This is a genomic window from Alloalcanivorax dieselolei B5 (assembly GCF_000300005.1).
Taxonomy (GTDB): domain Bacteria; phylum Pseudomonadota; class Gammaproteobacteria; order Pseudomonadales; family Alcanivoracaceae; genus Alloalcanivorax; species Alloalcanivorax dieselolei.
In genome coordinates this window covers 117977-131862 of the sequence record NC_018691.1, presented here as the reverse complement: position 1 = coordinate 131862, position 13886 = coordinate 117977, and the positions used below count along the sequence as shown (strand labels likewise).

Sequence of the window (13886 nt, the reverse complement as noted above, 5' to 3'; positions counted from 1 at the left end):
GCTGGCGAATCTTTTGACCTGAAGCCCATTCGCCAGCAAGGCTGGCTCCTACGGCGGCTTTGTAGCGACCGCTGGTCAGATCGCCCACATGAACGACATGTTGCCGAAACTGATCGGGTCGCTGTCGCGGATCGGTGACGTGGAATGCTGCAAGGTCACGGTGAAGCTGAAGCGATCATTGCGGATACCCGCTCCTCCAATCACGGTGACGGTCCAGTCTTCCTTGTCGATGTTGTAATCCCCGCCTTTGCGCTCGATGTAGGAATAACCGTTGTATTGCACGGATGACCCCAGGAACAGCTCCCAGCCGAACCCGGGGTTATCGAACAGCCCCACCAGAGACCCGGCGGTACCGATGCCCGCGTAATCCGGAATGAAGTTGCCAGGCAGGTTGCGGCCGAAACGGATGAACCCTCCGCTCTGCGCATTGCCGTCGAAATTATTGACGTCAACGCCCCAGGCACCACCCAGCTCCAGCTGGTAGCCGCTGTCGTATTCCCGCTTGAGAAAGCGATGGGCGTGCAGGAAATAAACCCCGCCGATGAGATCCGGGCCAAGCTGGTTGTCCCAGCCCCTCGGCCGGGTGGAACCGGTGACCCTGTGAACGATCTTCTGGCTTTCCTCGGCGCCGGAGTCCGGCCCTACCACGCCGACCCGCACACCATAGCCGTACAGGTTACGGGCGTCCCAACTGAACAGCCCCAGCTCCAGATTGCTGTAGCCCACATAGGGCACGTCCGTGTAGTCCGGCGTGGAACGCTCGATATCGTCGGGCGTCACCATGATCTGTTCCAAACTGACCGTCAGCGCATGACGCTCATCCGCCGCGGACACTCCCGGCAGCGGGTCCAGAGTCCGTGCCACCGCGCAGGTCACCCCGCCGTTGTCATCGCACTTGCCATGGCCATCGCCGACCCAGCTGATGCGCAGGCCATTGGTGTAATTCTTGTCCAGACCAACAAACAGATCGTTATCCCAGGCGAACCCGAACGTGTCCGCGCCACATACGCTCACGAGGGAAAGACCGGCACCAAGGACCATTTTCTGCATCTGAGTCATCATGCAATCCTCAAGCTCTGCAACACCGGACCGGTGTCCGGTCGCCATCCCCGCCAAACCTGAAAAGCCTCCGCCGCCTGCTCCACCAACATGCCCAGACCATCACGGACACCCGCCGCGCCGGCGGCGTCCGCCCACCTCATGAACGGTGTCGGCTGACGGCCATAAACCATGTCGTAGGCTACCGTGTCCCGGTGCACCAGGCTCGCCGGCAACGCCGGCATTTCCCCTTGTAATCCCGCCGAAATGGCGTTGATGATGACGTCGAAGTCACCGCCCAGTTCTTCCAGCCCCACCGCCGCTACCGGACAATGCGGATTCTGGAACAACGTGACCAGGTTCTCCGCCCGCGCCACGGTACGGTTGGCAATGGTCAGTGCCGCCGGTTTGCGCGCCAACAGTGGTCCAAGCACACCGCGAACGGCACCACCGGCGCCCAGAATCAGTATCCGCCGCCCTTGCAGCTCCCAGCCCTGGTTGTCGCACAGGTCGGCAACCAGACCGGCGCCGTCGGTGTTATCGCCATGCCATTTACCCTGCTCCCGCCACAGCGTATTCACCGCGCCGGCCTGACGGGCCCGCTCGGTGAGTATTTCGCACAGATCATGGGCTTGCTCCTTGAACGGCACGGTGACGTTGGCACCCTTACCGCCGGCCTGAAAAAAGGCGTCGACCAACTCGGCGAAGCCGCCCAGGGGCGCTTCGATACGCTCGTAGCTGAGATCCTCGCCACGTTGAGCGGCAAAGGCATGGTGGATGTCCGGTGATCGGGAATGGCTTACCGGATTGCCAAACACCGCGTAGCGATCGGTCATACCCACTCCTTGTGAATCAGGAACTGTTGGTACAACGCGGCTTCCTCGCTGCCCGGCTGTGGCCGCCAGTCGTAGTCCCAGCGCACCAGCGGCGGCAGCGACATGAGGATGGATTCGGTGCGACCGCCGGATTGCAGGCCGAACAGGGTGCCGCGGTCGTAGACCAGGTTGAATTCCACGTAACGGCCGCGCCGATAAAGCTGGAAGCGGCGCTGGCGCTCACCAAAGGGGATGGCCTTGCGGCGCGCCACGATCGGCCGGTAGGCCGGCAAAAAAGCATCGCCGACACTGCGCATGAAGGCGAAGCTGTGGTCGAAACCGAGCCGGTTGAAGTCATCGAAAAACAACCCGCCGATACCACGCGGTTCGTCCCGGTGCTTCAGATAGAAGTAGCGGTCGCACCAGGCTTTGAACTCCGTGTAAAGATCCTCGCCGAACGGCGCGCAGGCGTCTCTCGCCACACTGTGCCAGGCCACCGCGTCCTCTTCGAAACCGTAATAGGGCGTCAGGTCAAAGCCGCCGCCGAACCACCATACCGGCGCTTCACCCGGTTTTTCCGCCAGAAAGAAACGGACATTGGCGTGACTGGTGGGCACGTAGGGGTTGTGCGGATGCAGCACCAGGGAAACGCCCATGGCCTGGAACGAACGTCCGGCCAGTTCCGGCCGCTGAGCGCTGGCGGAAGGCGGCAGGCTCTCGCCATACACATGGGAGAAATTAACCCCGCCTTTTTCAAACACTGCCCCCTCGCTGATTACCCGGCTACGGCCGCCGCCGCCTTCCGGACGCTCCCAGGCGTCCTCGATGAAGCGGGCTCCGCCGTCCTCATCCTCAAGCTCCCGGCAAATGCGGTCCTGCAGCTCAAGCAGATAGTGCTTTACCGCTTGCGGCGCCACATCGGTCATCGGCATTACTCCGTGGTTATCCCGGCGGTCGCGGAGGTCAGGCCCGCACTACCCGCCCGGTTTCCAGATCGATAATGGTGGAAGGGCGAGCCCTGGGGTCGCAGTCACCGGTGACGATGAAATCCAGCTCCGCCCCCATTGCCCGGGCGACCTGAAAGCGATTGCGGGCAGGGGGCTGGCCGGCGCGGTTGGCGCTGGTGGAAATGATCGGCGTGCCCACGGCCCGGGCCAGAGCCCGTACCAGCGGGTGCGGACTGACCCGCACCGCCACCTTGGCGTGTTCGCCGCGAACCCACTCCGGGACCGCCGGGGTGGCCGGCAGCAAGTACGTCACCGGTGCCGGCCAGATATCAGCCAGCTGCTGGCGCTGGGCTTCGCTCAGAGCGACCAGCCCGTCCAACTGGGACAGATCCGCGGCCACCATGATCAATCCTTTACGCCAGGGGCGGGATTTGATCGCCAGCAGTTTGTTCACCGCCTCACGATTGAACGGGTCGCAACCGAGGCCGTAAACGGTTTCCGTGGGGTAAGCAATTACGCCGCCCGCGTGAATGATGCGGGCCGCTGTGTCCAAGTGCAGATTCATTTAAAAAGCGCGTCGGGACGAATGGGGAGAGCCTCTCCGGTCGGCAAGTAGGATACCCGTTGTAGCGGCCATCCCGCCAGCACCGGACGGATTGCTGCCCGACAGCCTTGGCGGGTCAACCCGGCGGACGGCTCATATAGCCGCCACCGACCCGTTCGATGTACCCCTCCCGCTCCAGCTCCAGCAAGGTCGCGGTCAGCTCCGGCGGCGCCAGCCCGGAGCGCTCGCAAAGTTGGTCCAGGGTATTCACGCCGCCGATGAAATACCGCAGCAACGGCGGCGGCGTTTCAACAAGCGAAGGGCTGTGCGCCACGGTGCGATGAAAGTCCTCGAACGCCGCCAGCACATCGTCGGTACATTCCAGCCAGTTGGCCCCTTCCCGCAGCAATTTATGGCAGCCTTTGCTGAGCGGGTTATGAATGGAACCGGGAATGGCGAACACTTCCCGCCCCTGCTCGGCGGCACAGCGGGCGGTGATCAGGGAGCCACTGCGCAGCGCCGCCTCCACCACCACGACACCCAGGCTCAGGCCGCTGATGAGGCGGTTGCGTTGTGGGAAGGAGCGCCGGGAAGGCGGGCGCCCCGGGGCGAACTCACTGACCAGGGCGCCGCCGGCGGCGACGATCTCCCCGGCCAGCCGGCGATGGCGTGGCGGGTAGAGCTCGCCGGGACCGTGCCCCAGCACCGCCAGGGTGATCCCGGGGGCGGCCAAGGCGCCACGGTGGGCGGCGCCGTCCACGCCCAGGGCCAGCCCGCTGGTGACGGCGAATCCCGCCGCGGCCAGACAGCGGCTGAAACGATAGGCGTTGGCCTCCCCTTCGGCGGAGGCGCCACGGGCCCCGACCATGGCGATTTGAGGCCGCGCCAGCGCGGACACCTCGCCCAGTACCGCCAGCACCCCCGGCGCGTCCGGCAGATCCGCCAGCAGCGGCGGATAATCCTCGTCCCCCAGGGCCAGCCAGCGCCAGCCCTGAGCGGCCAGCGGTCGCCACTGCGGCTCGAGGGATTCCGGGGCCGTCAGCCAGCGCCGGCGTTCGCTCGGATTCGGCAAGCGCCCGGGCAGGGCCTCGGCATACCGGGTCAGAGGGGTTTCGTCGATGGGCCGGCGACGCAGGGCCTCGCCGAGCTGCATGGAAGCGGGGTCGAACGCCTTGGCCAACGCCAGGCGCGCAAGCTGGTCTCGCATAAAAAACGCACCTCCCTGTGCGCGTTATGGACTCTGTTGATCGGCCTGACGCCGCGGCTAGTAGCTGCCCTCCGGGCTTTCCACCACGTCGTTCATGTAAACCGGGCGTTGGGACTCCATGATCAGCCCGTAGCTGACTTTCTCGAACACCCGGAACAACACCAGGGAACCGGCGCGGGTGCGGGGCAGGCGCACCATCTCGTCCTGCTGCCGGTCCCGGACCTGCTCGCCCTGCTGGAAGATATCCAGCACATGGCCTTCCTCCATGCCTTCCCGGGCACCGCGATTGATCACCACCACGTCGTTGCGGGCGACGCTGCTGATCCGGTCGAAGAAGCGGATGATACGGCCTTCCACTTTTTCATCCGGCGCGTGCGGATACAGCAAGGCGCGCACGCGTTGATCCGGTTGCGGGAACAGCCGATCATCCACCCGCAGATCCTCGGAAGAGCGCAACACCTGCAGGGTGGCCATGTCTTCCTCGATACGCTCCACCGAGGCCAGACCCACCTGACGGGCCTCGTAGCCCAGCACTTCATCGGTGACCGGATCCACGTATTCCTCGCCCACGCGATACAGCCCATAGCGCTGTTCGGCGTTTGCCCAGCGCTGTTCCGGGTCACGGGCGTGGACGGTGTCGCCGCCGCCAAAGATGACGCGGCGATCCTGCCCGCCGAGCACATAGGGCGCGGCGGCAATGTCCGCGCGCTCCAATACCAGGGCCTGCTTGAGATAGCTCTGGATGGCGTTCATCGGAATCGCGGGAATGGCGTCCTCACGGCTCATTTCCCGTACCCTTGGCGACAGCTTCACGGTGCCGTCGGGCAACCGGCTCTGCTCACCGCTGGCGCGATCCAGTTCCAGCCGCGGTTCGCCGTCCACCCAGGACAGACGAATGGCGTCACCGGGGAAAATCAGATGCGGGTTCTTGATGGCGGGATTGACGTGCCAGATCTCGGGCCATTGCCAGGGATGTTCCAGGAAACGCCCGCTGATGTCCCAGAGAGTATCGTCTTTTTTGACGTAGTAGACGTCCGGGTGATTATCGCGCAGGGTTACGGCGGAAACGCCGGCGGCCACCACCAGCATCGCGCACGCCGCCGCCAGGCGCCGGAGCGTTTTGATCATCAGTGGTTTCCTTTTATGATTATGAGCACCCACGTTGTGGATGCATCCCCCAAATCGGCGTGAGCCGATTCTCGATACTAGCAACGTGATCATAGAGTTAGCAACCAAATCTAAAGTAGTCTGGCAATAGCAGACTAGCCGGGACCCCAAATGGCCAAACTGGAAATACTTGAATTCCCCGACCCCCGACTCCGCACCGTAGCAAAACCGGTGGAACAGGTGGATGACGCGCTTCGCAAACTGATCGACGATATGATCGAAACCATGTATGAAGCGTCCGGCATCGGCCTGGCGGCCACCCAGGTGAACGTGCATCAGCGTTTGCTGGTGATCGATGTCTCCGAGGAGCGGGATCAACCGCTGGTGTTCATCAACCCGGAGATCACCCCGCTCACCGGGGATCTTGCCCCCTATGAGGAGGGCTGCCTGTCGGTGCCCGGTTTCTACGAGCAGGTGGAGCGGCCGGCGCGGGTGATGATCAAGGCCCTGGACCGGGACGGAAATCCGTTTGAGATGGAGGCCGATGGCCTGCTCGCCACTTGCATCCAGCATGAGATCGATCATCTGGACGGCAAGCTGTTCGTGGATTACGTATCACGGCTCAAGCGTGACCGCATCAAGAAGAAACTGCAGAAGATCCACCGCCAGCAAGCCTGAGCGCCTGACAGCGCGCGCAGACTCTGACATCCATTCCCCCGGGGCGGCAGCACCGCCCCGTTTCCTGGAGACGGATCACCATCGTGGCCCATTCCGAACAGTCTTCTCCCTTACGGCTGGCCTTCGCCGGCACGCCGGACTTCGCCGCGAGCTGCCTGCAGGCGCTGCTGGACAGCCCTCACGACGTTGTCGCCGTGCTGACGCAGCCGGACCGTGGCGCCGGTCGCGGCAAGAAGGTCAAGCCGGGGCCGGTCAAAGCACTGGCGGAAAGCGCCGGCATCCCGGTTCTGCAACCCACCACCCTTAAGGACGAAGCGATCCAGACCCAACTTCGCGATCTCGGGCTGGATGCGCTGATCGTGGTCGCCTACGGCCTGATCATCCCCCAGGCGGTGCTGGATATCCCCCGGCTCGCCTGCGTCAACGTGCACGCTTCACTGCTGCCGCGCTGGCGTGGCGCGGCGCCGATCCAGCGCGCCATCATGGCCGGTGACCGGCAAAGCGGCACCACCATCATGCGCATGGACGCCGGCCTCGATACTGGCCCCATGCTGCTCGCCGAAGCGCTGGACATCGGCGACCATGAAACTGGCGGAGAACTGCACGACCGGCTGGCCGGGCAAGGCGCGCGCCTGCTGGTCACGGTGCTGGAGGATCTGCCCGGCCATTTACAGCGGGCCCAGCCGCAACCGGACGACGGCGTCACCTACGCCCACAAGCTGAGCAAGGAAGAAGCCCGCCTGGACTTCCGCCTGCCGGCGCGGGCCCTGAGCTGTCGCATTCGCGCGTTCAATCCCTGGCCGGTGTGCTGGTTTGATCTGGATGGCAAGGCGGTGCGGGTATGGGAAGCCCAGGAGTGCGACGCCGACACCACCCTGCAGGAGCCGGGCGACATCATCACCGCCGATGCCGACGGCGTGGTGGTGGCCTGCGGCGACATCGCGTTGCGGCTGCAACGAATCCAGTTGCCGGGCAAGAAGCCGATGAGCGTGGCCGAGATACTGCGCGGCCACCCGGATCTGTTCGCGCGGGGCGACCATCTTGGCTGAGGCCGCCCCCAACCCCCGTCTGGCGGCGGTACGCGCCCTCAATCGTGTGCTGCCCGGCAGCGGCGACGGCGCCAGTCTGCGCGAGGTGCTGCGCGCCCAGGCCCTGGATGGCGCCGCCGGCGGCCTGATGCGCGACCTCTGCTTTGGTGTCTGCCGCTACCTGCGCCCACTCAATCACTGGCTCAATCAACAGCTGAGCAAACCACTCAAACCCAGTGCCCAGCCGGTGCGGCTGGCGCTACTGTGCGGCCTTTACGAACTGTGGTTCAGCGACCGCGCCGATCATGCGGTGGTCAATGCCTATCCGGACCTGTGCCGCAAATTGAAAGCGGGCTGGGCCAGTGGCCTGGCCAACGCGGTGTTGCGCAAGGCCAGCCGTATTGACGCCGCCACCGCCTTCGCCGACTACCCCGACGCGGTGCGCTGGTCGCTGCCGGACTGGCTCTGGCAGCAGTGGCAAAGCGACTGGCCGGATCAGGCCGCCGCCATGGCCGAGGCCAGCCTGACGCCACCGCCGCTGACCCTGCGGGTGAATCAGCGGCACCACCACCGCGACCATTGGCTGACACAATTCGGTGACGAAGCCCGTGCCGGTGCTCTCTCTCCGTGGGCGCTGTATCTGTCGCCACCCCGCCCGGTCACCGCCCTGCCCGGTTTCGCCGAGGGCGAACTGACGGTGCAGGACGAAGCGGCGCAACTGCCGGTGACCTTGATGGCGATGCCGGACGGCGCGCGCGTGCTCGACGCCTGCGCCGCGCCCGGCGGCAAGACCGGTCAGCTGGCCGAAGCCTTTCCCGGCGCACGGCTGGTGGCACTGGACGTGTCCGAATCGCGTCTGCGTCAGGTGCGCGAGGCGCTCAAGCGCCTCGACGCCGAGGCCACCGTGCTCCAGGGTGACGCCGCCGACCCGCAAAGCTGGTGGGACGGTGAGCCGTTTGACGCCATTCTGCTGGATGCCCCCTGCTCAGCCACCGGCATCCTGCGCCGCCAGCCGGATGTGAAATGGCATCGCCGCCGCCAGGACCTGCCGGCCCTGGTGGATTTACAAGCGCGCATGCTGGATGCACTATGGCCGCTGCTGCGCCCCGGGGGTACGCTGGTGTACGCCACCTGCTCGGTGCTGCGCGCCGAAAACGATCAGCAAATCAGTGCGTTCCTCGAGCGCACCGAAGACGCCACCGAGGACACGCCGGGCATTGGCGCCGCGTCACCGGCGGCGCGGGGCTGGCAATTGCTGCCGCGGGATCAGGGGCCGGACGGTTTTTATCTGGCCCGCCTGCGCAAAACCATGGGGTGATCGGACCACGATCATGAAGATCATTATTCTGGGTGCCGGCCAGGTGGGCGGCACGTTGGCGGAGAACCTCGCCGGCGAACGCAACGATATCATCGTCATTGATACAGATGGCGAGCGCCTGCGGGAACTGGGGGACCGTCTCGACATCGGCACGGTGCAGGGCATGGGCTGCTATCCCAGCGTGCTCAAGGACGCCGGCGCCGAGGACGCCGACATGCTGATCGCGGTGACCAACTCCGACGAGGTCAACATGGTCGCCTGCCAGGTAGCCTACAGCCTGTTCCGCACCCCCACCAAGATCGCCCGCATCCGCACCGCCCATTACACCAGCCGCGCCGACAAGCTGTTTAACGAGAGCGCCATTCCCATCGACGTGATCATCAGTCCCGAGCAGGTGGTCACCGACTATATCAAGCGTCTGATCGAACATCCCGGCGCTCTGCAGGTGGTGAATTTCGCCGGCGGCCGGGTGCAGCTGGTGGCCGTGCGCGCCTATTACGGCGGCCCGCTGGTGGGCAACGAGCTGCGCGAACTGCGCAAGCACATGCCCAATGTGGATACCCGGGTGGCGGCGATTTTCCGCCGTAACCGGCCGATCATTCCGGAAGGCAACACGGTCATTGAGGCGGACGACGAAGTGTTCTTCATCGCCGCCAAGAACGACATCCGCGCGGTAATGAGCGAGCTGCGCCGGCTGGAGCACAACTACAAGCGCGTTCTCATCGCCGGCGGCGGCAACATCGGTTATCGCCTGGCGAAAAGCATCCAGCACCGCTACAACGTCAAGGTCATCGAGCGCTCACCGCAACGGGCCGACTGGCTCGGCGAAAAACTGGAGCACACCGTGGTGCTGCAGGGCCTCTCCACGGATCGCGACGAATTGCTCAAGGCCAACATTGAGAACACCGATGTGTTCTGCGCTCTGACCAACGACGACGAGGCCAACATCATGGCCTCGCTGCTGGCCAAACGCCTGGGCGCGCGCAAGGTGATGACACTGATCGCCAACCCCGCCTACGTGGACCTGGTTCAGGGCCATGACATCGACATTGCCATTTCACCGCAACAGTCCACCATCGGCAGCCTGCTCACCCATGTGCGCCGTGGTGACGTGGTCAATGTCTATTCGCTGCGCCGCGGCGCCGCCGAGGCCATCGAGGCGATTGCCCACGGCGACGCCAAATCCTCCAAGGTGGTGGGCCGCGCCATCGAGGACATCGACTTGCCGGAAGGCACCACCATTGGCGCCGTGGTACGCGGTGAACGGGTACTGATCGCCCATGACGATGTGGTGATCGAACCGAACGATCACGTGATCCTGTTCCTGATCGACCGGCGCCGTATTCGCGACGTGGAAAAACTGTTCCAGGTCGGGTTCACGTTCTTCTAGGAAACGCATGCACGCTGACACGCCAACACGCTTGCACGCTCGCAAGTGCCACTTTCCAGCCCACGTTTTTTTGCGTGTTGCGTGTTGCGTGCTGGCGTGTCAGCGAAGGAAGAAAGCATGCATTTCGCGCTGATCTCCAAAGTGCTCGGCCTGCTGCTGGTGGTGTTCAGCTTCACCATGATGCCGCCGGTGGCGGTGTCCTACTTCTATCAGGACGGCAGTGAAGGGCCGTTCCTGGCGTCCTTCGTGATCTCGTTGCTGCTCGGGCTGGTGCTGTGGCTGCCGTTCTTCCGTCACCGCGCCGAACTGCAGACCCGCGACGGCTTCCTGGTGGTGACGCTGTTCTGGTCGGTACTGGGCGTGATTGGCGGCCTGCCGTTTTTGATTTCCGCCGACACTCCGGTGGGGTTCACCGACGCGGTGTTTGAATCCGTGTCCGGGCTGACCACCACCGGCGCCTCGGTGCTTTCCGGCCTGGATACCTTGCCCAAATCCATTCTTTATTACCGCCAGCAACTGCAGTGGTTTGGCGGCATGGGCGTTATCGTGCTGGCGGTGGCGATCCTGCCGATGCTGGGCATCGGGGGTATGCAGTTGTACAAGGCGGAGATTCCCGGGCCGATGAAGGACGCCAAACTGACGCCGCGCATCGCCGAAACCGCCAAGGCGCTGTGGTACCTGTATCTGTTCATCACCGTGGCATGCGCTTCGGCCTACTGGCTGGCCGGCATGTCCCTGTTCGACGCCATCACCCACAGCTTCAGCACCGTGGCCACCGGCGGCTTCTCCACCCATGACCAGTCCATGGCCTACTGGGACAGTGCCGCCATCGACTGGATCACCACCGTCTTCATTATTATCGGCGGGACCAACTTCGCCCTCCATTTCGCCGCCATTCGCGGCCTCTCGCCGCTGACGTTCGTGCGCGATCCGGAGTTTCGTTTCTACATCGGCATGGTGTTCCTCTACATCCTGCTGGTGACGCTGGGGCTCTTGGCCTTCAACGTGTTCCAGGGCGCCGATGAAACCTTGCGACACGCCGCGTTCCAGGTGGCCTCGTTCAGCACCGGCACCGGCTACACCAGCACCAACGCCGCCGCCTGGCCCGGTTTCGTGCCCTTCCTGCTGGTGTTCACCAGTTTCCTCGGCGCCAGCGCCGGCTCCACCGGCGGCGGCATGAAGAGCGTGCGCGGTGCTCTGGTGTTCCACCACAGCATTCGCGAACTGCGGCGGCTGATTTACCCCAACGGCGCCTTTGCCCTGCGTTTCGGCCGCCATACGGTGAATGATCGGGTGCTGCAGGCGGTGTGGGGCTTTGTCGGTGTTTACATCACCATCGCGGTGGTCTTCACGCTGCTGTTCACCGTCACCGGGCTGGACCTGACCACCGCGGTCAGCTGCGTTGCCGCCAGCCTGAACAACCTGGGCGTGGGGATTGGCGGCGTGGCCAGCGGCTTCGCCGATATTTCACCCGCCGCCAAGTGGATGATGACGCTGCTGATGCTGCTCGGCCGTCTGGAGATCTTCACCTTGCTGGTGCTGTTCACTCCGCTGTTCTGGAAGCAGTGAGCGCCGGAATCTCCAGCCGATACGTTTCGATGGCGTTTTCCCGGAACAAGGCCGCTTTCTCCGCCTCGGAAAAACCGGCGGCGTAACGTTTGAACGCGTTCCACAACACCGCGTAGGAACAAGACACCTGATCCACCGGGAAGTTACTTTCGAACATCGCCCTTTCCACGCCGAAGGCGGACAGACACACATCCAGATAAGGTCGCCAGAGATCCACCAGAGCCTCCGAGGACGGCGGTAACGGCTGACCGTCCAGGCCGAAACCGCAGCTGTGCATGCCCAGACCACCCAGTTTGATCCGTACGTTGGCGCAGCGCGCCAGCGATTCGATCGCCATGCGCCACTCCGGGAACAGCGCGTCACGACGCCCGGCGTAGGGCCCGACACCGAGCACGCCGCCGACGTGATCCAGCACGATCACGGTGTCGGGAAACGCCCGCGCCAGATTCTCCAGTTCCGGCAGCTGATGAAAGTAGGTCCAGCAATCGAAGCTCAGTCCCAGCGGCGCCAGGCAGGCGAATCCCTCGCGGAAATTGGGATCCAGCAGCAGCTTCTCCGATGGAATCCGGGTGGTGGTACGCACTGTGGGATCCGGATCCCAGACGCTGGACTGACGGATGCCGCGGAAACGGCCGCCGCCTTCCTTCAGGTGACCTTCCAGCACCCGATTCACCGAAGTGCCCAGGCGCAGATCGGCGTGACCGACGATGCCAGTGCAGACGCGGCCGCCGGTGGCCTCCGCCACACTCCGGGCAAAACGGGTCTCGCCCAACGGCCGCATCGGTTCCGGCCCGCTGTCGCGATACTGTTCCAGACATTCCACGAAGACCGTGCCAATGACGCGGTGGCCGGCGTTCAAATCGGTTTCGATATCCGCTTGCAGATAGGTGGCGCGCGGCGGTCCCCACAGATGATGATGCGGGTCGACGATGGCCAGCTCCGGCTCCAGCACCGGTTCCTGATGTTGTGCCAGCCAGTCCCGATCCGGACCCGGCAGCACCGGTTTTTGCGACGTTGTTGTTGTCATCGAGGCTCCTGATTGTCCCGGCCTGTTGTTCTCATTTCCGGGTTTCCGATTCTGGACGGGCCGGAATCAGCCCGATACTTTTCCACTTTTCGCGACGACAATCAAAGCTGATTTTTTATCGCCGCCGTCCATGGCGGCCACCCTTCGGGCCGTCGCAAAGCAACGTTAAAAATTGCTCCCGGCAATTTTTTATCGCCACTGTCCACAAGGCAGCTTCCCACGGACCGGACTACGAAGCCGCTGTAGGAGATTCTATGGTGTCCTGCAATGCTTAAAAGAGCTTTGCGGGGCAATATTCTTGTTGCTGCTTCATCAGGGTGAAGGCGGTGCGGGCGATCTTCCGGGCCAGGATCACCAAGGCTTGGGTGGTGTGCAGTCCCCGATCCCGATAGCGCTGATAGAAGGCGCGCCAGACCGGGTGTCGAGAGGCACTCATGGCGGCACAGTGCAGCAGTCGCCTGACCTCGGTATCCCCTTGCTTGGTCAGCTTACGCTTGCCTGTGAGTTTACCAGAGTCACGCACTCGGACATCCAGCCCCAGGAAGGCCACGAAGGCATCGCTGTTCTTGAAGTCCCCTCTCAGGAAGGCCATGACCAAGGCGGTGGCGGTGAGCTCGCCGACCCCATCGATGGCGTCGCAGCGTTGGACCTGGGTCTGTAAGCCTGCGGCCCTCACCGCACTCTTGAGCCGTTTCTGGATCAGAGTGTCAATCCGGTCCATTTCGGCGATCAGGGCCTGTAGCGGGGCCTTGAGCTCCGGTTCTCCGCTCAGGCTCTGGCGTAATGCCGTGCGGGCCTTAACCAAGGCGGCGCGGCGACGCAGCAGGCTCTGCAGCACCCGGTACGCCTTTGGGGGTGGGCTCCATGGGCGTAACTCGTCTTTCTCCCTGCGCAGATAGCGGGCCAGCAACTGGGCATCGGCCAGATCCGTCTTGGCCCGCCCTCCAACGCCTTTGCGGTAGTTGCTGAGGCGGTAGCCGTCCACCACATAGACCCGGTGGCCCTTGGCGTGTGCGCGCTCGGTAATGTCCAGGTGATAGGTGCTGGTCGCCTCAATGGCGATATCGCAGCCCTTGGGGAGGGTGGCCAGCCATTGGCGGATGGCCTGGGGGGTATTGTCGATGGTGACGGTTTGGTTCAGGTCCTGGAGGTGAATCACCAGGTCGTCTTTGGCCACATCAATCCCGATCTCCGGGCGGCTTGCCGGCATTGCCATGG

13 protein-coding genes are annotated in these 13886 nt (G+C 64.0%); 5 read left to right on the top strand and 8 right to left on the bottom strand.

Going from position 1 to position 13886, the window contains the following annotated elements; genetic code table 11:
* Positions 1-75: 75 nt before the first annotated feature.
* The 6 genes from B5T_RS00615 to B5T_RS00590 form a co-directional block, all read right to left on the bottom strand.
* The gene (locus B5T_RS00615; protein ID WP_229682971.1) at positions 76-1062 is read right to left on the bottom strand and encodes a lipid A deacylase LpxR family protein; all 987 of its coding nucleotides are present in this window, start codon (positions 1060-1062) and stop codon (positions 76-78) included.
* Complete coding sequence (gene aroE / locus B5T_RS00610) at positions 1059-1874, bottom strand: shikimate dehydrogenase (RefSeq protein WP_014992492.1); 816 nt, start codon at positions 1872-1874, stop codon at positions 1059-1061. The genes B5T_RS00615 and aroE overlap by 4 nt, the downstream gene beginning before the upstream one ends.
* Complete coding sequence (gene hemF / locus B5T_RS00605) at positions 1871-2779, bottom strand: oxygen-dependent coproporphyrinogen oxidase (protein WP_014992491.1); 909 nt, start codon at positions 2777-2779, stop codon at positions 1871-1873. The genes aroE and hemF overlap by 4 nt, the downstream gene beginning before the upstream one ends.
* 37 nt (positions 2780-2816) lie before the next feature.
* Positions 2817-3365 carry an L-threonylcarbamoyladenylate synthase gene (locus B5T_RS00600; RefSeq protein ID WP_041716614.1) on the bottom strand — a complete coding sequence of 183 codons (549 nt, stop codon included), beginning with the start codon at positions 3363-3365 and terminating at the stop codon, positions 2817-2819.
* Positions 3366-3480: 115 nt separating this feature from the next.
* Positions 3481-4551: a DNA-processing protein DprA gene (gene dprA / locus B5T_RS00595; RefSeq protein WP_014992489.1), complete on the bottom strand. Its 1071-nt coding sequence runs from the start codon at positions 4549-4551 to the stop codon at positions 3481-3483.
* A 57-nt stretch (positions 4552-4608) separates the two neighbouring features.
* Positions 4609-5679: a LysM peptidoglycan-binding domain-containing protein gene (locus tag B5T_RS00590; RefSeq protein WP_014992488.1), complete on the bottom strand. Its 1071-nt coding sequence runs from the start codon at positions 5677-5679 to the stop codon at positions 4609-4611.
* A gap of 150 nt (positions 5680-5829) precedes the next feature.
* Between B5T_RS00590 and def the strand changes: the two genes are divergently transcribed.
* From def to B5T_RS00565, 5 genes are all read left to right on the top strand, one after another.
* Positions 5830-6336 (top strand): peptide deformylase, encoded by a 507-nt coding sequence (gene def, locus B5T_RS00585; protein WP_014992487.1) that lies wholly within the window; start codon positions 5830-5832, stop codon positions 6334-6336.
* Positions 6337-6419: 83 nt separating this feature from the next.
* Complete coding sequence (gene fmt / locus B5T_RS00580; protein WP_014992486.1) at positions 6420-7385, top strand: methionyl-tRNA formyltransferase; 966 nt, start codon at positions 6420-6422, stop codon at positions 7383-7385.
* A complete protein-coding gene (gene rsmB, locus B5T_RS00575; protein WP_014992485.1) occupies positions 7378-8682 on the top strand; it encodes a 16S rRNA (cytosine(967)-C(5))-methyltransferase RsmB in 1305 nt (434 codons plus the stop codon). The genes fmt and rsmB overlap by 8 nt, the downstream gene beginning before the upstream one ends.
* A gap of 13 nt (positions 8683-8695) precedes the next feature.
* Complete coding sequence (trkA, locus tag B5T_RS00570) at positions 8696-10072, top strand: Trk system potassium transporter TrkA (protein WP_014992484.1); 1377 nt, start codon at positions 8696-8698, stop codon at positions 10070-10072.
* 117 nt (positions 10073-10189) lie between these two features.
* Complete coding sequence (locus tag B5T_RS00565; RefSeq protein ID WP_014992483.1) at positions 10190-11641, top strand: TrkH family potassium uptake protein; 1452 nt, start codon at positions 10190-10192, stop codon at positions 11639-11641.
* Here B5T_RS00565 and B5T_RS00560 read toward each other — a convergent pair.
* Positions 11616-12668, bottom strand: a complete 1053-nt coding sequence (locus B5T_RS00560; RefSeq protein ID WP_014992482.1) for an amidohydrolase family protein — start codon at positions 12666-12668, stop codon at positions 11616-11618. The genes B5T_RS00565 and B5T_RS00560 overlap by 26 nt on opposite strands.
* A 271-nt stretch (positions 12669-12939) precedes the next feature.
* Positions 12940-13884, bottom strand: coding sequence for an IS110 family RNA-guided transposase (locus tag B5T_RS00555; RefSeq protein WP_014992481.1), 945 nt, complete (start codon positions 13882-13884; stop codon positions 12940-12942).
* Positions 13885-13886: the final 2 nt, after the last annotated feature.